Genomic DNA, 17,752 nt, shown 5'->3' on the forward strand with positions numbered 1-17,752 from the left:
GCCGGCGTGGCGCGGGAAACGGGCGCTGTGCGGCCGGCCTCAGCCGGCATTGGCCTCGAGCCAGCTCCGCCAGGCCGACGGGCTGCCGTTGAAGACGTTGATGTCGGCGTCGCCGGTGATGCCGGGCACGACGCCGGTGCCGGTGTATTGCCAGAACACCCAGGGGTGGTCGCCGTACTTCTCGTCGGGATGGCCGGCCACCGAGCGCAGCCAGAACGGATAGCCCTTGAAGCGGGCGAGGTCGTTGTCGTCGAAGAAGTCGATCGAGGTGTAGATGATCGGCCGCTTGCCGTAGTGCCGCTCGACGGCGTCGAGGAAGACGCGCATCTCGCGGCGCACCACTTCGGGCTCGGGCCGCAGCCGGCAGGACGGCGAGAACGGGTTCCACTCCATGTCGAGCACCGGCGGCAGCGCGGACGGGTCGTTCGGCACCGTCTTGATGAACCAGCGCGCCTGCTCGATCGCCGGACGGCAGAAATAGTAGAAGTGATAGGCGCCGCGGGCGATGCCGGCGGCGCGCGCGGCGCGCCAGTTCTGCGCGAAATAGTCGTCGACGCGGTCGCCGCCCTCGGTCGCCTTGATGAAGGCGAAGGAGATGCCGTTCTCGCGCGCCTCGGTCCAGTCGATGTCGCCCTGATACTTCGACACGTCGGTGCCGTGCACCGGATAGCTCCACGGCGCCCGGGCCTGCCAGTCGTGCGGGTCGGAATCGGCGAAGCGCAGCTCGCCCACCGCCGCACCGGCCGTCGGCACGAGGTCGGCCATGTCCATGCCGCCGCTGGTGCAGGCGCTCAGGACTGCGGCGCTGGCGAGGATCGCGAGACGGCGGATCAGCAGGGACGTTCCCCCTCGAATCGACGGTGTCATGCGCTTGCACCCTTCCATACGCGATCGCCGCGCGCCCGTCACGCGCTGCCCCTGCGGCAGCATTGATTTTCGCCGCACCAGGATCGACAGTGGCGGCCGATCATGGGCCGAATGGCGGCGATTCAAGGGCAACCGGCGCCGCCGCGAAAGGAAATGGCATGGGGCGCATCCTGGTGTGGCTGCTGGCGCTCATCGTGGCGCTCTTGGCGGCGGTCGTCGTGTGGTTCTACGTCGCGCCGCCGGGCGAGCTGCGCGTCGCCTCCGGCTATGCGGCCAAGATCGTGTGCTCCAACGTCTTCCTCGCCGGCCGCGACGGCGACACCGTGCTGGCCGTCGACGTGCAGGCGCCGGGCCACCCGCTGCTCAGGCTGGTGTCGGTCGACGTCGACCGCGAGGCCGGCACGGTGGAGGCCGGCATCTTCGGCCTGTTCGGCGGCGGCCTGGCCGTCCACCGCGAGGGCGCGGGCTGCGCGGCGGTGCCCGACGGCGATCTCGACGCCGCGCGCCGGTTCACCGCCCCGCCGCCGGCGGCCGCGCCGGCCGGCGACGCGCCGTGGCCGCAGGGCGAGCGGTTGGCGGCCTCGCAGGACCCCGCGCTCGCCGCCGTCCTCGACGACGATGCGATGACCGGGCCGGGCATGCGCGCGGTGGTGGTCGTGCATGGCGGGCGCATCGTGGCCGAGCGCTATGGAGAGGGCTTCGCCGCCGAGACGCCGCTGCTCGGCTGGTCGATGACCAAGACGGTGACGGCCGCGCTGGTCGGCCGGGCGATCGGCGAGGGGATGCTGACGCGCGCGGCCGACGGGCTGTTCGAGCGCTGGCAGGACGACGGCCGCGCGGCGATCGACGTCGCCGGACTGCTCGCCATGGCGAGCGGGCTCGCCTTCAACGAGGACTACGGCGCCGTCGCCGACGTCACCCGCATGCTCTATCTCGAGCCCGACATGGCCGGCTTCGCCGCCGCCCAGCCGCTCGAGGCGGAACCGGGCAGCGTCTTCAGCTATTCGAGCGGCACCTCGGTGCTGCTGTCGCGCGTGTGGCAGGAGGCGGCGGGCGGCGGCGATGCGGCGCGGGCCTGGCCGCGCACGGTGCTGTTCGGGCCGCTCGGCATGACCAGCGCCGTCCTGGAGACCGATGCGCGCGGCACCTTCGTCGGCTCGTCCTATCTCTACGCCACGGCGCGCGACTGGGCGCGCTTCGGGCTGCTGCTGCTGCGCGACGGCGTGTGGCAGGGCGAGCGCCTCCTGCCGGAGGGCTATGTCGCGTGGATGCGCACGCCGACCGAGGTGTCCGGCGGGCGCTACGGCCGGCACGTCTGGCTCGAGGGGCCGGATGCCGGGCTGGCCGAGGACGCCGATCCCGATGCCGGCCACGACCTGCCCGACGACGCCTACTGGCTGCGCGGCCACGATGGCCAGACGGTGACCGTCATTCCCTCGCGCGACCTCGTCGTGGTGCGCATGGGGCTGACGCCGTCCGACCTCGGCTACCGGCCGCAGGCGATGGTCGCGGCGCTGGCGGCGGCGCTGCGCTGACCCCGGCTCAGGAGGCCGGCAGCCGCACCGCGGCGCGCACGGCATAGCCGCGGAAAAGCGTTTCGAATGCGAGGCTTGCGCCGCGGTCGTGCGATTCCGATTCGAGCACGTCACGCAGCTCTTCACGCGGGCTGACATGGAACCGGGCCAGCCAGGCGGCGAGCCCGGCGCGGCACCAGCCGGGCAGCCGCTCCTGGCGGCCGAAATCGACCACGTGCAGCGCGCCGCCCGGCGCCAGCGCGTCGAGGCCGGCGGCGATCGCCTGCCGCCAGTCCGGAATCATCGACAGCGCGTAGGAGACGTAGACGCGGTCGAAGCGGCGCCGGCCGAACAGCGCTTGCGCATCGAAGGCGCTCGCGTCGCCGGCGGCCAGCGCCACCATGTCGTCGAGATGCTCGCGCGCGAGGCTGCGGCGCGCCGTCTCCAGCATGGCGGCCGAGATGTCGAGCCCGTAGAGGCGGGCCGCGGGGTAGCGCCGCGCCGCCAGGACCAGGTTGCGGCCGGTGCCGCAGCCGAGCTCCAGGACCGTGCCGCCCGGCGGCACGGCGAGCGCGTCGAGCATGCCGTCGCGGCCGAGCAGGTAGAACTTGCGGGTGAGGTCGTAGACGTGGCGCTGGCGGCGATAGACGGCGTCCATCAGCCCGGCATGGCCGTCGCGCGGCGGCGCGTGCACGCTCATGCGCCCGTCTTCACGTAGAGGTGGAAGCCGCCGTAGATCGCCGAGCGGTCGCGCGCCGTCAGCGCGCGCGAGCGCGCTGCCTCGTAACGCCAGCGGTCGAGCAGCGCGGGGTCGAGCCGGCCGGGCAGCAGCGACGGGGCGGCGGCGGTGCGGAAGATGACGTGCGCGCCGGGCGCGGCGGTGCGGGTGATCTCGCGCCACAGCGCGTCGAGCTGGGCGTCGGTCATCCAGTCCTGCGCGTCGAGCAGCACGAAGCGGTCGACGCTCGCCGCCGGCTTGCCGGCGAGCAGCTCGGTGACGCTGACATTGTGCAGCGCGACGCGGCCGACATTGGCGCGGATCGTGGCGTGGTTCTCCGGCGCCAGATAGGGCGGCAGCGCGGCCTCGCCGGGCTTCGGATAGCGCCGCGCGAAGGCCTGCCAGGCGAAGTAGTTGTGGCTGAGGGGAAAGTGGCAGGCGAGCTTTTCCAGCCGCGCCGACAGGACGGCCGCCATGCTGCGCCCGCCGCGCAGCGCGTCGTACTGCGCCGGCGGGATGCCGAGCCCGAACAGCGAGGCGCGGCGGCCGGTCGCCCAGCGCACCAGCGGTCGGTCGAACAGCGGTGCCAGGTGCTCGTCGAAGAAGCGGCGCTGCTCGCGCGGCGTGCGCGCCTGCATGATCCCGGCCGGGTCGACGCCGTGCAGCCGGGCGACGCGGTGGCCTAGGCCGATGAACAGGCCGAGCAGGCCGGTGCGGTGGAAGTTGCCGTCGAAGGCGGCGATGCGGCGCCGGCCGGTCCAGCGCCGCGCCTCGAAGTGGCGGCGCGTGGCCGCGTCGAGGCGCGGCGCGATCATGCGGTCGTAGGTGGCGCTGTTGCCCGGCCCGCCCTCGCCGAGAAAGCGGAACAGCGCGGCATGGCTCGGCAGCGCCGCGAAGGCGGCGAGCTTCAACCGGTTGAGCGCGACATGCGCGGCGTTGAGGTCGACGGCGTCGATGCGCGCCGGCGAGCGTGCGAGATAGGCCAGCACGTTGCAGCCGCCCGAGGCGATGGCGACGACGCGGTGGCCCGGGCCGAGCGCCATCGCCTCCATGTCGACCTCCGGGTCCTCCCAGATCTGCGGGTAGACGAGGCCGGAGAAGGCGAGGGCGAACAGGCGCTCCGACAGGCCGGTGCGCGACAGCGCGCGGCTGCGGCACATGGCGCGGGCGACGGGGCGGGCGGAGGGCCGGCCGAGGCCGGCGGACAGGTCGGTCATGGGGGCGAATCCCGACTGGTGGCGTTCGCCCCGGCTAGCGCGCGCCGGTAACCGGCCCGTGACGGTTTCGCGACGGTCGTGTGACGCAGGCGGGGGAGAGCGGCGCGACGGCGGGCGGCGGCCTGCGTTCGCCAGGCCGCCGGCGCGCCGTCAGGCCTTGCCGTAGCCGCCGGCCGTCGGCGTCGTCACGATCACCGCCTCGCCGGCCTCGACCACCGTCTGGTCGCAGGCCTGAAGCGTCTCGATGGTGCCGTCGCGGCGGCGCACCTCGGTGCGGCCGACCGCGCCGTCGCCGCCGCCGGCGATGCCCTGCGGCGGCCGGTCGCGGTGCGACGACAGGATGGCGCACTCCATCGTCTCGAGGAAGCGGATCGTGCGGCGCGTGCCGTCGCCGGCGTTCCAGCGGCCGCGGCCGCCCGAGCCGGTGCGGATGTGGAAGTCCTCCAGCAGCACGGGAAAACGCAGCTCCAGCACCTCCGGGTCGGTCAGCCGCGAGTTGGTCATGTGGGTGTGCACGCCGGCGGTGCCGTGGAAGCCGCGGCCGTCGTTCATGCGGCCGGCCGGCGAGCCTGAGCAGATCGTCTCGTAGTACTGGTAGCGCGCATTGCCGAAGGTCAGGTTGTTCATCGTGCCCTGGGCGTTGGCGAGCGCGCCCATGGCGCCGAACAGCGCGTTGGTGACGTGCTGCGAGGTCTCCACGTTGCCGGCCACCACGGCGGCCGGATAGCGTGGCCGCAGCATGCAGCCCTCCGGGATGACGATGTCGATCGGCCGCAGGCAGCCGGCGTTCATCGGGATGGAGCCCTCGACCATGACGCGGAAGGCATAGAGCACGGCCGCGCGCGCCACCGGCTCGGGCGCGTTGAAGTTGTTGGCCATGGCCGGCGAGGTGCCGGTGAAGTCGACCGTGGCGCGGCGCGCCTGACGGTCGACGGTGATCCGCACGCGGATCGTCTGGCCGGTGTCGGTGGGGTAGTCGTAGGCGGCGCTCTCGGGCAGCCGCTCGAGCACCCGGCGCACGCTCTCGGCGGCGTTGTCCTGGACGTGGCCCATATAGGCCTCGACCACGTCGAGGCCGAAGCCGGCGACCATCTTCCTGAGCTCGGCCGCACCCTTCTCGTTGGCGGCGATCTGCGCCTTGAGGTCGGCGACGTTCTGGTGCGGGTTGCGGGCCGGGTACGGGTGGTCGGTGAGAAGCGCGGTGAGCTCGGCCTCGCGGAAGCGGCCGCCCTCGACGAGGCGGAAATTGTCGAACAGCACGCCCTCCTCGTCGACCGTCGTGGCGAGCGGCGTCATCGAGCCGGGCGCGGTGCCGCCGACATCGGCGTGGTGGCCGCGCGAGGCGACCCAGAAGAGGATCGCCTCGGCCTCTTCGTCGAACACCGGCGTGACCACGGTGATGTCGGGCAGGTGGGTGCCGCCGTTGTAGGGCGCGTTGAGGGCGAAGACGTCGCCCGGCCGGATGGCGCCGGCGTTCAGCCGGATGATCGTCTCGACCGAGCGGTCCATCGAGCCGAGATGCACCGGCATGTGCGGCGCGTTGGCGACCAGCGCGCCGTGCCGGTCGAACACGGCGCAGGAAAAGTCGAGCCGCTCCTTGATGTTCACCGAATAGGCGGTGTTCTGCAGCGTCACGCCCATCTGTTCGGCGATCGACATGAACAGGTTGTTGAACACCTCGAGCATCACCGGGTCGGCCTCGGTGCCGAGCGCGGCCTGGCGCGCCTTGCGCTCGCTGCGGCGCAAGAGCACGTGGTCGCGGGCGGTGATCTCGGCGCGCCAGCCCGGCTCGACCACGATCGTCTGGTGGTCCTCGATCAGCAGCGCCGGGCCGGCGACGCGGTGGCCGGGCGACAGCTCGGCGCGGCGGAAGACGCCGGCCTCGCGCCAGGCGCCGTCGCAGAAGATCCGCCGCCGGTCGAATGGCTCGGCGGCTGCCTCGCGGGTTGCGTGCTCGGCCTCCTCCGGCCCGGTGTCGCGCATGTCGATGCCTTCCACCACGACCGCCTCGACGACCGTCGGCTTGGCCTCGTAGACGAAGCCGAACTGCGCCTTGTGCGCGGCCTCGAAGGCGGCGCGGGCGGCCGCCACCGTGCCCTCCTCGAAGGGCACGGCGAGCGGCGTGTCGGTGCCGTCGTAGCGCACCTGCAGCAGCGCCCGCCAGGCGGTCTCCGCTTCGGCGATGCCCTGCCGGGCGAGCTCGCCCATCACGCCGCGGCGCAGCGCGTCGATCTGCATGCGGATGGCGGGAAGCGCGGCGTCGGCGAGCGGCTTCATCAGCGCCTGCTGGCGCGAGGCGAAGACGGCGGCGCGGCCGATGCCGTAGGCCGACAGGAGGCCCGACATCGGGTGGACGAGCACCGCCTCCATGCCGAGCGCGTCGGCGACCAGGCAGGCGTGCTGGCCGCCGGCGCCGCCGAAGCTGTTGAGCAGGTAGCGCGTCACGTCGTAGCCGCGCTGCACCGAGATCTTCTTGATGGCGTTGGCCATGTTCTCGACGGCGATGGTGACGAACCCCTCGGCCACCGCCTCGGGGCTGCGCCCGTCGCCGATCCGCTCGGCCAGCGCGGCGAAGCGCTGGCGCACCGTGTCGGCGTCGAGCGGCTGGTCCTGGCCGGGGCCGAAGATCGCCGGGAAGACGTCCGGCTGCAGCTTGCCGAGCATCACGTTGGCGTCGGTGACGGCGAGCGGCCCGCCGCGCCGGTAGCAGGCGGGGCCGGGGTTGGCGCCGGCCGAATCCGGGCCGACCTGGAAGCGCCCGTCCTCGTAGTGCAGCACCGAGCCGCCGCCGGCGGCCACGGTGTGGATGCGCATCATCGGCGCGCGGATGCGCACACCGGCCACCTCGGTGTCGAGCACGCGCTCGTAGTCGCCGTCGTAGTGCGTCACGTCGGTCGAGGTGCCGCCCATGTCGAAGCCGATCACCTTGTCGAAGCCGGCGGTGCGCGCGGTCTCGACCATGCCGACCACGCCGCCGGCCGGGCCCGACAGGATGGCGTCCTTGCCCTGGAACAGGTTGGCCGCCGTCAGGCCGCCCGACGACATCATGAACTTGAGGCGCGGCGTCTGGTCCGGGTCGGACTCGGCGGCGAGGTCGACGCCGAGCTCGTCGGCGATCTGCCGCACGTAGCGCGCCAGGATCGGCGACAGATAGGCGTCGACCACCGTGGTGTCGCCGCGGCCGACCAGCTTGATCAGCGGCGAGATCTGGTGGCTGACCGAGACCTGCGCGAAGCCGAGGCGGTGGCACAGGCTGGCCGCCATCGTCTCGTGCGCGGGATGGTTCCAGGCATGCATGAAGACGATCGCCACCGCGTCGATGCCGTCCCGCCGCGCGGCGGCGATCTCGGCCTCGACCGCGTCGAGATGCGGCACCGTCTCCACGTCGCCGTCCGCGCGCACCCGCTCCTCGACCTCGATGACGCGCTCGTAGAGCTGCTCGGGCAGCACGATCTCCTTGGCGAAGATGTCGGGCCGCGCCTGGTAGGCGATCCTCAGCGCGTCGCGGAAGCCCTTGGTGACGAGCAGCAGCACGCGGTCGCCCTTGCGCTCGAGCAGCGCGTTGGTGGCGACCGTGGTGCCCATCTTCACCTCGCCGATGCGCTGCGAGGGCATCGCCTCGCCGTCGGCCACGCCGAGCAGCTCGCGGATGCCCTTGATGCCGGCATCGCGATAGGCCTCCGGATTGTCGGACAGAAGCTTGCGGGCGTGCAGCCGGCCTGCGGGGTCGCGTCCGATGACGTCGGTGAAGGTGCCGCCGCGGTCGATCCAGAAGTCCCAGCGCGCCTCGCCCATGCCGTCCTCCCCGCCTGTCGGCTCGTGATGGTTTCCGGCAGCCGCGCCCGGCGGTCCCGGCAAGGCGGAAGGGGAACCACGTTTGCGGCAAAACGTCAATAATATGTTGACAAATTATCATCGTATGCGACGCTCCGGTCGCGCTGCCGGCCGCTTTTTCCGCCGGCTGCAGACCGTGCATTCGAGGTGAGACCATGCCGAGCGCCCGCAAGTCCGTCGGTCCGGTGGTGACGGCCGCGCACCTGGCCGCCGGCGGCATGCCGGCGCTGTCGGAGGTCGAGTTCGCCATGACGGTGATGCATCATGCCTTCGAGCGCTGGATGGTGCGCTGCATGGCGGCGGCCGGGGTGCCGGGCCTGCAGCCGACGGCCGTGCACATCCTGCATGCGGTGGCGCATCGCGGACGCGACAAGACGCTGGCCGAGATCTGCATGATGTTCAACATCGAGGACACGCATGTCGCCTCCTACGCCATCAAGAAGCTGGCCGCGCTCGGCCTGGTGACGACGAGCCGGCGCGGCAAGGAGAAGACGGTGCGGGCGACCGAGGCGGGGCTGGCGGCCTGCGCGCGCTACCACCGGGTGCGCGAGGGGCTGCTGGTCGACAGCCTGAAGCATCTCAAGCTCGACGAGACGGCGCTGAGCGAGATCGCCGCGGCCATGCACACCATCTCCGGCCAGTACGACCAGGCCGCCCGCGCGGCGGCCAGCCTGTAGAGCTGCCGCCTCGCTGCCGACCGGGAGCGGACGCCCCGCGCGCCGCGCCCCGCCCCGGCGAGAATTGTAACCGTTCTTCATCGTTCGTGACGCAACGCGAAGGCGGGGGAAGGCATTTCTCCGGCGACGCGCCCTGCGAGGGCGCCACCGTCGAAGAAGGAGATTTGTCATGAAGAAGCTGCTGATCGCATCCGTTTCCTCCATCGCGCTGCTCGGTCTGGCCGCGTGCAGCGACACCGACGAGGTGACCACGCAGTCGGTCGAGCCGGAGATCACCGAGGAGACGACCGACGTGACGCCGATGGAGGAGCCCGCCGACGAGATGGGCACCGACGAGACGACCACGCAGGCCGTCGAGCCGGAGGCGACCGAGGAGCCCGTCGAGGGCGCCGAGACCGACGACACCACGACGCAGAGCATCGAGGTCGACCCGGTCGAGGAGACGAACGAGGCGATCGAGGAGACCGGCGAGGCCATCGAGGAGGCCGGCGACGAGGTGCGTCAGGCGACCGAGTAGGTTCCGACGCGTCCCGCGGCAGACCCCTGCCGAGCCCGCGACCGGCCCGACGGCCGGCCGCGGGTTTCGCGCGTCAGTGCCGCGGCCGGGCTGGCCGCCGTCGCGACGAACCTGAGCGGGGTGGCGCGGCGCCGCAAAGACGGTTCGTCGCAGCCCCTTGCATGGGGCGTTTCGACCTCGCGTCGGCGCGAATTTGGTTTTAGAACTGCGCCATGTCGATTTGGGTTCGGCTTGGCGATTTCCTCTCCCGCACCTCGGCCAGCGCGCTGTCGGGGATCGTGGAGGGGCTGCGCACGGTTTTCGAGGGCGATCCGCAACTGCGCCGCCGCGTCGCCTTCTCCGTCGCGATGATCGCGCTGTCGGCCAAGATGGCCAAGGCCGACGGCGTCGTCACCCAGGACGAGATCCGCGCCTTCCACGAGATCTTCGCCGTGCCGCAGAGCGAATCGCGCAACGTCGCGCGGCTCTACGACCTGGCCAAGGGCGATGTCGCCGGCTTCGAGGCCTATGCCGAGCGCATGGCGCGGCTGTGCGGCTCGGGCGCGCGCAACTGCGCGGTGCTGGAGGACATCCTCGACGGGCTGTTCCACATCGCCAAGGCGGACGGCGTGCTGCACGAGCGCGAACTGGCCTTCCTGCAGCGCGTGTCGCGCATCTTCGAGATCGACGAGGACCATTTCGACCGCATCCTGGCGCGGCACGCCAACCCCGACGGCGTCGACCCCTATCTGGTGCTCGGCCTGCCGCAGGACGCGCCCTTCGAGGCGGTGCGCCGGCAGTACCGGCGGCTGGTGGCGGAAAACCATCCCGACGTGCTGATCGGCCGCGGCGTGCCGGAGGAGTTCGTGGCCATCGCCAACGACCGCATCGCCGCGCTCAACGCCGCCTACGCGCAGATCGAGCGCACCCGCCAGCGCGCATGAGGGGCTTTGCGCCGGACCATGCGGGGGCGCGGGTCTCGGCCTCGCCCAATTGCGGCGCGCGGCGCGGCGGCCGCCGGCCCGACGCGCTGATCCTGCACTACACCGGCATGGCGAGCGGGCGGGCGGCCGCGCAGCGGCTGTGCGATCCGCAGGCCGAGGTCTCCGCGCACTACCTGGTCGAGGAAGACGGGAGGATCGTGCAGATGGTGCGCGAGGCCGACCGCGCCTGGCATGCCGGACGCGCCTGCTGGCACGGCGAGGCCGACGTCAATTCGCTGTCGATCGGCGTCGAGATCGTCAATCCGGGGCACGATCTCGGCTATCCCGACTTTCCCGCGCGCCAGATCGACGCGGTGATCGCGCTCGGCCTCGACATCGCCCGCCGGCATGCGATTCCGGCCGCGCGCGTGCTCGCCCATTCCGACGTCGCGCCGGGCCGCAAGGTCGATCCGGGCGAGAAATTCCCCTGGGCGCGGCTCGCCGCGGCCGGCCTCGGCCACTGGGTCGAGCCGGCGCCGCCGGCCGACGATACGGGTCCGGCGGCGGGCGGCGGCGGAGCGGCCGTCGCCGCCCTGCAGCGCGATCTGGCGCGCTACGGCTACTGTCTGGCGCAGAGCGGCCGCTACGACGAGAGGACGGCGACGGTCGTCGCCGCCTTCCAGCGCCACTTCCGTCCGGCCCGCGTCGACGGCGTGGCCGACGGCGGCACGCAGGCGACGCTGCGGCGGCTGCTCGCGGCCCTGCCGGGTGCGGCCTAGCGGCCGTTTCGCCGACTTCGACGCCGCGCGGCTCACGCTGCGGAAGCTGATGGCAGGTTAACGCGCGACACCGAAAGTGACCGCGGCCTCCCTTTTTCGTGCACCTTGCCCTGTCACAGCGCCGCCCATGCCGGCGCTGGCGCCGGACATCCAGACGACCGACAGCAGACACCGTGCGGGCGATCGGCCGCACGCTCCAACGAACGAATGGTGACGATGAAAAGACTGACCGTTATTGCGGCCGCGCTGGCGGCCGGCCTGTCGCACGCGGCGCTTGCCAAGGAGGCGCCCGACCGCGCCGAGAGCATGATCGCGGCGGCCAAGGACAAGCCGCAGGCGGCCGGGACGGCCGCACCCGCGGCCGACGCGGAAGGCGACGCGGCGGCGTCGGCCGGCGGCGGCGCGGTGAAGACCGTGTGGGTCGACCGCGGCCGCATGGTGACCGTGCCGCAGGTCGACGAGACGACCACCGCCGCCGTCTCCGCCGCGCCGCAGGCCGAGGCGGAGGCCGCGGCGCCCGCAGCGGCGAAGCCGGCACCCGCGAAGCCGGCACCCGCGACGCAGCAGGCGGCCGCCGGCGGGCGGCCGTTCGACGCCATCATCACGCGCTATGCCGGCACCTACGGCGTGCCGCTGTCGCTCGCCCATGCGGTGGTGTCGGTGGAGAGCAACTACCGGGCCGACGCGCGCGGGCGGGCCGGCGAGATCGGCCTGATGCAGCTCAAGCTCGCCACCGCGCGCGGCATGGGCTACAGCGGCTCGGCCAAGGCGCTCTACAACCCCGAGACCAACATCAAGTACGGCATGATGTATCTCGGCCGCGCCCATCAGCTCGGCGGCGGATCGACCTGCGGGACGATCCTGAAATACAACGCCGGCCACGGTGCCAAGCGGATGAACCCGATCTCCGCCGCCTACTGCGCCAAGGTGAAGCGCCGCCTCGGCGTCTGACGCCGTGCCATCCTCCCGCGGCGGCGGAAAGCGTTTGCGTTTTGCCGCGGGAATGCCTTTATAAGCCCTGCCAGCCGGCCGGGCGGCCGCTCCGCGGGCATCCTTCGGGATGCCGGCGGGGAGGAAAGTCCGGGCTCCACGGAAACACGGTGCCGGATAACGTCCGGCGGGGGCGACCCCAGGGAAAGTGCCACAGAAAGCAGACCGCCCCGTCTGCAGACCGGTCCTCGGGCCGGTGCGCCGGCGGGGTAAGGGTGAAAGGGTGGGGTAAGAGCCCACCGCGCGACCGGTAACGGAAGCGGCACGGCAAACCCCACCGGGAGCAAGACCGAATAGGAACGGCGCGAAGGGCGACCTTCAGGCGGTTTCCGGCCCAGCCGTTCGGGTAGGTTGCACGAGGCCGATGGCGACATCGGTCCCAGAGGAATGGCCGCCACGTCGGGGCGCCGCACGGCGCCCGGCCATACAGAACCCGGCTTACAGGCCGGCTGGCATCTCTTTTCCAGAGCCGATCTGCTTTTCACGGAAGCGCGGATCGGCTCCAGGTCCTTGGTTTGGCGCGTTTTCAGGCGAACCGGTGTCCGCTTCGCCTGGAAACGCTCGAGCCGCGGCGCGGCCGTAGTCAGGCCGCCAGCGGGTCGAGCGCGGCCTCGAGCGCGGCCCACAGCGCCTCGGCCGGCTCGCAGCCCACCGACAGCCGCACGAAGCCCTCCGGCACCGCGTCGCCCCAGCGCGCGCGGCGCTCGGCCGAGCTGTGCACGCCGCCGAAGGAGGTCGCCGGCTGGATCAGCGTGCAGCGCTCGATGAAGGCGTCGGCGGCCCTGCGCGAGGCGAGCGTGAGGCCGATCAGGAAGCCGTAGCAGCGCATCTGCCGGCCGGCGAGCGCGTGGCCGGGGTCCTGCGGCAGGCCGGGATAGCGCAGCGCCGTGACGGCCGGGTGGGCGGCCAGCCGCGGCGCCAGCGCCTCGGCCGTCGCGCACATGCGCGCGAAGCGCACCTCCAGCGTCTCCAGCCCGCGATGCACCTGCCAGCCCTCGAACGGGCCGGGCACGGCGCCGGCCAGCGTGCGCCAGTCGCGCAGGCGGTCGATCAGCGCGCCGTCGCGCGCCGCGACATGGCCGTAGAGCGCGTCGGAATGGCCGTTCAGCGCCTTGGTGTCGGAGGCGACGACGAGGTCGGCGCCGAGATCGAGCGGCCGCTGGCCGAGCGGCGTCATGGTGGTGTTGTCGACCGCCAGGAGCGCGCCGGCGGCATGCGCGGCCTCGGCGACGGCGGCGATGTCGCACAGGTCGAGGCCCGGATTGGCCGGCGTCTCGGCGAGCACCAGCCGGTAGCCGTCGAAGCCGCCGTCGAGGAAGGCCGCCGTCGGACGCGTGTCGCAGGCCACCCCCATCGGCGCCAGGAAGCGCTCGGCCAGGCGGCGCGTGGTGTAGTAGCCGTCGGACGGCAGCAGCACCCGGTCGCCGGTCGCAAGCAGGCCGTAGAACAGCGCGGCGATCGCCGCCATGCCGGACGGCAGGGCGACGACGGCCGCCTCCTCGAGATGGCCGAGCGCGTCCTCCAGCCCCTCGGTCGTCGGGTTGGCGAAGCGGCCGTACTGGCGCACCCCGGCGGGATCGCCCGGCAGGTGATACATCGAGGCCGGCACGATGGGCAGCGCCACCGGGTCGCCCGGCGACAGCGCCTCACGGCGAAGGTGGGAGAGGCGGGCGAGCCGCCGGTCGAGCGCGTCGGTCATGGCTGGCGATCCTGTGTCGGCCGTCGTGCGGCGCCAAACGTGTAGAGCATTTCGCGGCCGGGCGGAAACCGCGCGCGGCGCGCGGCCGCGGCATCGCCGCGCAGGCGGCGCCGACACGGCGGCGGGGCGCTGCCTGCGCCGTCTAAACGCTTCGTTAGCCTTAATGGGGAATAAGTGGCGGGGTGCGCGGCAAAGGCCGGAAGTGGGGTCTTCGCCCCGCATTGTGGAGGCTGTTCCCGTTGACGCCCATGATGGCCCATGATATCCCATAAACCCAGTCAGGTTTTCGTCTCAGTTCGAGGTGCGGTGCACGTCGGGCGACCCGCAAGAGAGCGGCGCCCGGACACGGCATCTGTGTGTTCAGGCGGGGGGCCTTTATCCGAGGAGCCGCGCGAGGGCGCGGGCGGGGCGATGCAGAGGGGAACGGCGGCGCAGGCCGCCTTGTGCCATGGACCGGTTTCTGTCGAATGCCGTCAACAGGGTCGACGCCAAGGGACGGGTGTCGGTGCCGGCGCATTTCCGCAGCGTGGTCCAGAAGCGCGGCTACTCGGAGCTCTATGCGCTGCGTGCGCTCGACGTGCCGGCGATGGATGTCGGCGGGCCGGACCTGCTCGACCGCTACGAGACGCGCATCGCCCAGGAGGATCCGTTCCTGCAGACGGCGGACGACATGTCGTTCTTCGTGCATGGCGACGGGACGTTCCTGAAGATCGACCAGGACGGTCGCATCACGATGAGCGACTTCATCCGCGCGCATACGGGGATCGACCGCGAGGTCGCCTTCGTCGGCCGCGGGCTGTTCTTCCAGATGTGGGAGCCGAAGCGCCTCGCGGCGCATGGCGCGGAGGTGCGCGCCCGGCTCTCCCGGCTTCGCCAGGCGGCCGCGCGGCCGCCGGCGCAAAGAACGGAATGATGGCGGGCCCCGGCGATCCGCAAGGCGCCGGTGGCGGACCGGCCCGCCACATTCCGGTTCTCCTCCAGGCGGTGCGCGACGCGCTGGCGCCGCTGTCCGGCGCGCTGGTCGTCGACGGCACGTTCGGCGCCGGCGGCTACACCGGCGCGCTGCTCGAGGCGGGCGCGCGCGTCGTCGCCATCGACCGCGATCCGGCGGCCGTGGCGGCCGGCCGCGCCCGCGAGGCGGCGGCCGGCGGGCGCCTGCGGCTCGTCGAGGGGCGCTTTTCCGCGCTCGACACGCTGGCCGGCGAGCCGGTCGACGGCGTCGTGCTCGACATCGGCGTGTCGTCGATGCAGCTCGACCAGGCGGAGCGCGGCTTCTCCTTCCGCCACGACGGGCCGCTCGACATGCGCATGGGCGGCACCGGCCCGAGCGCGGCCGACGTCGTCAACCGGCTCAAGGCCAACGAGCTGGCGCGCCTCTTCGGCCTGCTCGGCGAGGAGCGGCATGCCGGACGCATCGCGCGCGCCATCGAGCGCCGGCGCGCCGGGCAGCCCTTCGCGCGCACGCTGGAGCTCGCCGGGCTGATCGAGGCGACGGTCGGCCGCAACCCGAAGGACAAGATCCATCCCGCCACCCGCGTCTTCCAGGCGCTGCGCATCTTCGTCAACGACGAGCTCGGCGAGCTGGCGCGCGGCCTCTACGCGGCCGAGCGCGCATTGAAGCCTGGCGGCCGGCTCGCCGTCGTCACCTTCCATTCGCTGGAGGACCGTATCGTCAAGCGCTTCCTGGCCGCCGCCGCCGGCCCGGCCGGCGGCTCGCGCCACCTGCCGGCGGTCGCCCCCGCGCCGGCCACCTTCGGCAAGCCGGCCCGGCCGGTCACGCCGTCGCAGGCCGAGGTGGAGCAGAACCCGCGCGCCCGCTCCGCGCGGCTGCGTGCGGCGACGCGCACGGACGCCGCGGCGCGGCCCGCCGATCCCGCCGGGCTCGGTCTGCCCGACCTCGCATCCATCGACATCGAAAGGTAGGCGTTGCCCGTGTTCCGCACCCTCGACATCGTGCTGATTGCCGTCATGGTCTCGGCGGCTGCCTTCACCTACACCACCAAGCACGAGGCGGAGAACCAGCTCGACCGCGTGCGCGCGCTGCAGACCGCCATCGGCCTCGAGAAGGACACGATCGACGTCCTCAAGGCCGACTGGAGCCTGCTCACCCAGCCGGCGCGGCTGCAGCGGCTGACCGAGGTCTACGCCGCCGAGCTCGACCTGGCGCCGGTCGAGGCGGGCCAGATCGCCGAACTCGACGACCTGCCGGTGCGGCCGATGCGGATCGAGGACCCGACGCATCCGCTCGGCGGCATCGCGGCGACCGGCCAGGACCCGGCGACGACCGGGAGCGTGGTGCGATGATGCGGCTCGTGCGGCAGCGCGGCGCCGCGGCGGCGGCAGGCGGCGCCATCGTCGTCGACGGCGCGCGCAAGGCGACCGGCGGCCGGGCGCGCAGCCGGCTCGCCATGACCATGGTCGTGTTCCTGGCCGTGTTCGGCGCGATCGGCGGCCGCCTGGTGCATCTCGGCCTGCAGGACGCCGCCGCCGGCAACGCGCCGCGCGCCCGCATCACCGCCTCGCGGCCCGACATCGTCGACCGCAACGGCGAGGTGCTGGCGACCGACATCAAGACCGCCTCGCTGTTCGCCGAGCCGCGCCGCATCGTCGACGTCGACGAGGCGATCGAGAAGCTCGCCACCGTGCTGCCCGACCTCGACTACGAGCAGACCTACCGCCGGCTGGCGAGCGATGCGGGCTTCGTGTGGCTGCGCCGCCAGCTCTCGCCGCGCCAGCAGGCCGACATCCTGGCGCTCGGCGTTCCCGGCCTCGGCTTCCGCACCGAGAAGCGGCGCTTCTATCCCGGCGGGCCGACCGCCTCGCACCTGCTCGGCCTGGTCAACATCGACAACAAGGGCATCGCCGGGCTGGAGAAATACGTCGACGACCAGGGCCTGGCCGACCTGCAGGCGACCGGGCTCGCCGTCGAGGGCGAGCTCGCCCCCGTGCGCCTGTCGATCGATCTCAGGGTCCAGCACATCGTGCGCGACGAGCTCGTGCAGGCGATGGAGCGCTACAAGGCGATCGCCGCCGGCGCGGTGATGCTCAACGCGCGCACCGGCGAGGTGGTGGCGATGGCCTCGCTGCCCGACTACGATCCGAACAACCCGTACAACGCCCTCGACAAGGACCGCCTCAACCGCATGTCGGCCGGCGCCTACGAGATGGGCTCGACCTTCAAGGCGTTCACCACGGCGATGGCGCTCGATTCGGGCAAGGTGGCGATCACCGACAGCTTCGACGCCTCGCGGCCGATCCGCATCGCCGGCTTCACCATCAACGACTTCCACGGCAAGCGGCGCGTGCTGTCCGTGCCGGAGATCTTCATCTACTCGTCGAACATCGGCACCGCCAAGATGGCCGATGTGGTCGGCGTCGAGGGCCATCGCGCCTTCCTCAAGCGCATCGGCCTGCTCGACCGGCTCGACACCGAACTGCCCGAGGTGGCGCGGCCGACCGAGCCGGCCGAGTGGAAGAAGATCAGCTCCGTCACCATCTCCTACGGCCACGGCATGACGACGACGCCGCTGCAGACGGCGGTCTCGGCCGCCGCCATGCTCAATGGCGGGCGGCTGATCCAGCCGACCTTCCTGCCGCGCAGCCGCGCCCGGGCCGACGCGGTCGCCGAGCAGGTGCTCGAGCCCGAGACCAGCGCGCTGATGCGCCGGCTGTTCCGCCTCAACGTCGAGCGCGGGTCGGGCCGGCGCGCCGAGGTGCCGGGCTTCTATGTCGGCGGCAAGACCGGCACGGCCGAGAAGGTCGTCGACGGCCGCTATTCCTCCGACAAGCGCTTCAACGCGTTCCTGGCCGGTTTCCCGGCCGACGACCCGGCCTATGTCGTGCTCGTCATCCTCGACGAGCCGAAGCCGGAGCGCGAGGGAATCGGCGCCACGGCCGGCCTCAACGCGGCGCCGACGGTCGGCGGCATCATCCGCCGCGCGGCGCCGCTGCTTGGCGTGAAGCCCGAATTCGGCCATGAAAGGGACGCTTTGCTCGTCTCGCAGCAGTGATTCCGTCGCCCAGCCCTGGAGAGCGTGC

15 protein-coding genes, 1 other RNA gene and 1 pseudogene are annotated in these 17,752 nt (G+C 72.5%); 12 read left to right on the plus strand and 5 right to left on the minus strand.

What is annotated here, in order from left to right:
* Positions 1-39: 39 nt before the first annotated feature.
* Positions 40-831: a GH25 family lysozyme gene (locus N1F89_RS11595; RefSeq protein WP_354670321.1), complete on the minus strand. Its 792-nt coding sequence runs from the start codon at positions 829-831 to the stop codon at positions 40-42.
* A 194-nt stretch (positions 832-1,025) separates the two neighbouring features.
* Here N1F89_RS11595 and N1F89_RS11600 point away from each other — a divergent pair, with 194 nt between their 5' ends.
* Entirely contained in the window at positions 1,026-2,402 is a 1,377-nt protein-coding gene (locus tag N1F89_RS11600) for a serine hydrolase (RefSeq protein ID WP_290084253.1), read from the plus strand.
* Between the two features lie 7 nt (positions 2,403-2,409).
* On the opposite strand, the gene N1F89_RS11605 is transcribed toward N1F89_RS11600, so the two are convergent.
* The 3 genes from N1F89_RS11605 to N1F89_RS11615 all read right to left on the minus strand — a co-directional run bounded on the left by N1F89_RS11605 (position 2,410) and on the right by N1F89_RS11615 (position 8,111).
* The gene (locus tag N1F89_RS11605; RefSeq protein WP_290084254.1) at positions 2,410-3,081 is read right to left on the minus strand and encodes a class I SAM-dependent methyltransferase; all 672 of its coding nucleotides are present in this window, start codon (positions 3,079-3,081) and stop codon (positions 2,410-2,412) included.
* Entirely contained in the window at positions 3,078-4,316 is a 1,239-nt protein-coding gene (locus N1F89_RS11610; RefSeq protein ID WP_290084255.1) for a DUF3419 family protein, read from the minus strand. The genes N1F89_RS11605 and N1F89_RS11610 overlap by 4 nt, the downstream gene beginning before the upstream one ends.
* Positions 4,317-4,466: 150 nt before the next feature.
* Positions 4,467-8,111, minus strand: coding sequence for a hydantoinase B/oxoprolinase family protein (locus tag N1F89_RS11615; protein ID WP_290084256.1), 3,645 nt, complete (start codon positions 8,109-8,111; stop codon positions 4,467-4,469).
* 194 nt (positions 8,112-8,305) lie between these two features.
* On the opposite strand from N1F89_RS11615, the gene N1F89_RS11620 reads away from it, so the two are divergent.
* The 7 genes and pseudogenes from N1F89_RS11620 to N1F89_RS20695 all read left to right on the plus strand — a co-directional run.
* Complete coding sequence (locus N1F89_RS11620) at positions 8,306-8,827, plus strand: winged helix DNA-binding protein (RefSeq protein ID WP_290084257.1); 522 nt, start codon at positions 8,306-8,308, stop codon at positions 8,825-8,827.
* 169 nt (positions 8,828-8,996) lie between these two features.
* A complete protein-coding gene (locus N1F89_RS11625; protein ID WP_290084258.1) occupies positions 8,997-9,344 on the plus strand; it encodes a hypothetical protein in 348 nt (115 codons plus the stop codon).
* 212 nt (positions 9,345-9,556) lie between these two features.
* On the plus strand, positions 9,557-10,267 hold the full coding sequence (locus N1F89_RS11630) for a DnaJ family molecular chaperone (RefSeq protein ID WP_290084259.1): 711 nt from the start codon (positions 9,557-9,559) through the stop codon (positions 10,265-10,267).
* Positions 10,264-11,025 (plus strand): N-acetylmuramoyl-L-alanine amidase, encoded by a 762-nt coding sequence (locus N1F89_RS11635; protein WP_290084260.1) that lies wholly within the window; start codon positions 10,264-10,266, stop codon positions 11,023-11,025. The genes N1F89_RS11630 and N1F89_RS11635 overlap by 4 nt, the downstream gene beginning before the upstream one ends.
* A gap of 216 nt (positions 11,026-11,241) precedes the next feature.
* Positions 11,242-11,976: a transglycosylase SLT domain-containing protein gene (locus N1F89_RS11640; RefSeq protein ID WP_290084261.1), complete on the plus strand. Its 735-nt coding sequence runs from the start codon at positions 11,242-11,244 to the stop codon at positions 11,974-11,976.
* Positions 11,977-12,046: 70 nt separating this feature from the next.
* An RNA gene (gene rnpB / locus N1F89_RS11645) (RNase P RNA component class A) lies at positions 12,047-12,472 on the plus strand.
* Between the two features lie 58 nt (positions 12,473-12,530).
* Positions 12,531-12,590 (plus strand): annotated as a pseudogene (locus N1F89_RS20695) (hypothetical protein); the annotation flags it as partial.
* Positions 12,591-12,598: 8 nt separating this feature from the next.
* On the opposite strand, the gene N1F89_RS11650 reads toward N1F89_RS20695, so the two are convergent.
* On the minus strand, positions 12,599-13,714 hold the full coding sequence (locus N1F89_RS11650) for a cystathionine gamma-lyase (RefSeq protein ID WP_290084262.1): 1,116 nt from the start codon (positions 13,712-13,714) through the stop codon (positions 12,599-12,601).
* 448 nt (positions 13,715-14,162) lie between these two features.
* Between N1F89_RS11650 and mraZ the strand changes: the two genes are divergently transcribed.
* From mraZ to N1F89_RS11670, 4 genes are read left to right on the plus strand one after another with little or no spacing between them, the layout of a single operon-like run.
* A complete protein-coding gene (mraZ, locus tag N1F89_RS11655) occupies positions 14,163-14,627 on the plus strand; it encodes a division/cell wall cluster transcriptional repressor MraZ (RefSeq protein WP_290084263.1) in 465 nt (154 codons plus the stop codon).
* Positions 14,624-15,637, plus strand: a complete 1,014-nt coding sequence (gene rsmH / locus N1F89_RS11660; RefSeq protein WP_290084264.1) for a 16S rRNA (cytosine(1402)-N(4))-methyltransferase RsmH — start codon at positions 14,624-14,626, stop codon at positions 15,635-15,637. Before mraZ ends, rsmH begins: the two co-directional genes overlap by 4 nt.
* 9 nt (positions 15,638-15,646) lie before the next feature.
* On the plus strand, positions 15,647-16,018 hold the full coding sequence (locus N1F89_RS11665; RefSeq protein WP_290084265.1) for a hypothetical protein: 372 nt from the start codon (positions 15,647-15,649) through the stop codon (positions 16,016-16,018).
* A complete protein-coding gene (locus N1F89_RS11670) occupies positions 16,015-17,724 on the plus strand; it encodes a penicillin-binding protein 2 (RefSeq protein ID WP_290084266.1) in 1,710 nt (569 codons plus the stop codon). The genes N1F89_RS11665 and N1F89_RS11670 overlap by 4 nt, the downstream gene beginning before the upstream one ends.
* Positions 17,725-17,752 lie beyond the last annotated feature (28 nt).

This window comes from Aquibium sp. A9E412 (genome assembly GCF_030398335.1).
GTDB lineage: Bacteria > Pseudomonadota > Alphaproteobacteria > Rhizobiales > Rhizobiaceae > A9E412.

Coding starts and splice junctions, on each gene's coding strand:
- N1F89_RS11615 (WP_290084256.1), bottom strand. CDS start 8,111: ATGGGCGAGGCGCGCTGGGACTTCTGGATCGACCGCGGCGGCACCTTC.
- N1F89_RS11650 (WP_290084262.1), bottom strand. CDS start 13,714: ATGACCGACGCGCTCGACCGGCGGCTCGCCCGCCTCTCCCACCTTCGC.
- N1F89_RS11630 (WP_290084259.1), top strand. CDS start 9,557: ATGTCGATTTGGGTTCGGCTTGGCGATTTCCTCTCCCGCACCTCGGCC.
- N1F89_RS11625 (WP_290084258.1), top strand. CDS start 8,997: ATGAAGAAGCTGCTGATCGCATCCGTTTCCTCCATCGCGCTGCTCGGT.
- N1F89_RS11635 (WP_290084260.1), top strand. CDS start 10,264: ATGAGGGGCTTTGCGCCGGACCATGCGGGGGCGCGGGTCTCGGCCTCG.
- N1F89_RS11620 (WP_290084257.1), top strand. CDS start 8,306: ATGCCGAGCGCCCGCAAGTCCGTCGGTCCGGTGGTGACGGCCGCGCAC.
- mraZ (WP_290084263.1), top strand. CDS start 14,163: ATGGACCGGTTTCTGTCGAATGCCGTCAACAGGGTCGACGCCAAGGGA.
- N1F89_RS11600 (WP_290084253.1), top strand. CDS start 1,026: ATGGGGCGCATCCTGGTGTGGCTGCTGGCGCTCATCGTGGCGCTCTTG.
- N1F89_RS11640 (WP_290084261.1), top strand. CDS start 11,242: ATGAAAAGACTGACCGTTATTGCGGCCGCGCTGGCGGCCGGCCTGTCG.
- rsmH (WP_290084264.1), top strand. CDS start 14,624: ATGATGGCGGGCCCCGGCGATCCGCAAGGCGCCGGTGGCGGACCGGCC.
- N1F89_RS11670 (WP_290084266.1), top strand. CDS start 16,015: ATGATGCGGCTCGTGCGGCAGCGCGGCGCCGCGGCGGCGGCAGGCGGC.
- N1F89_RS11605 (WP_290084254.1), bottom strand. CDS start 3,081: ATGAGCGTGCACGCGCCGCCGCGCGACGGCCATGCCGGGCTGATGGAC.
- N1F89_RS11610 (WP_290084255.1), bottom strand. CDS start 4,316: ATGACCGACCTGTCCGCCGGCCTCGGCCGGCCCTCCGCCCGCCCCGTC.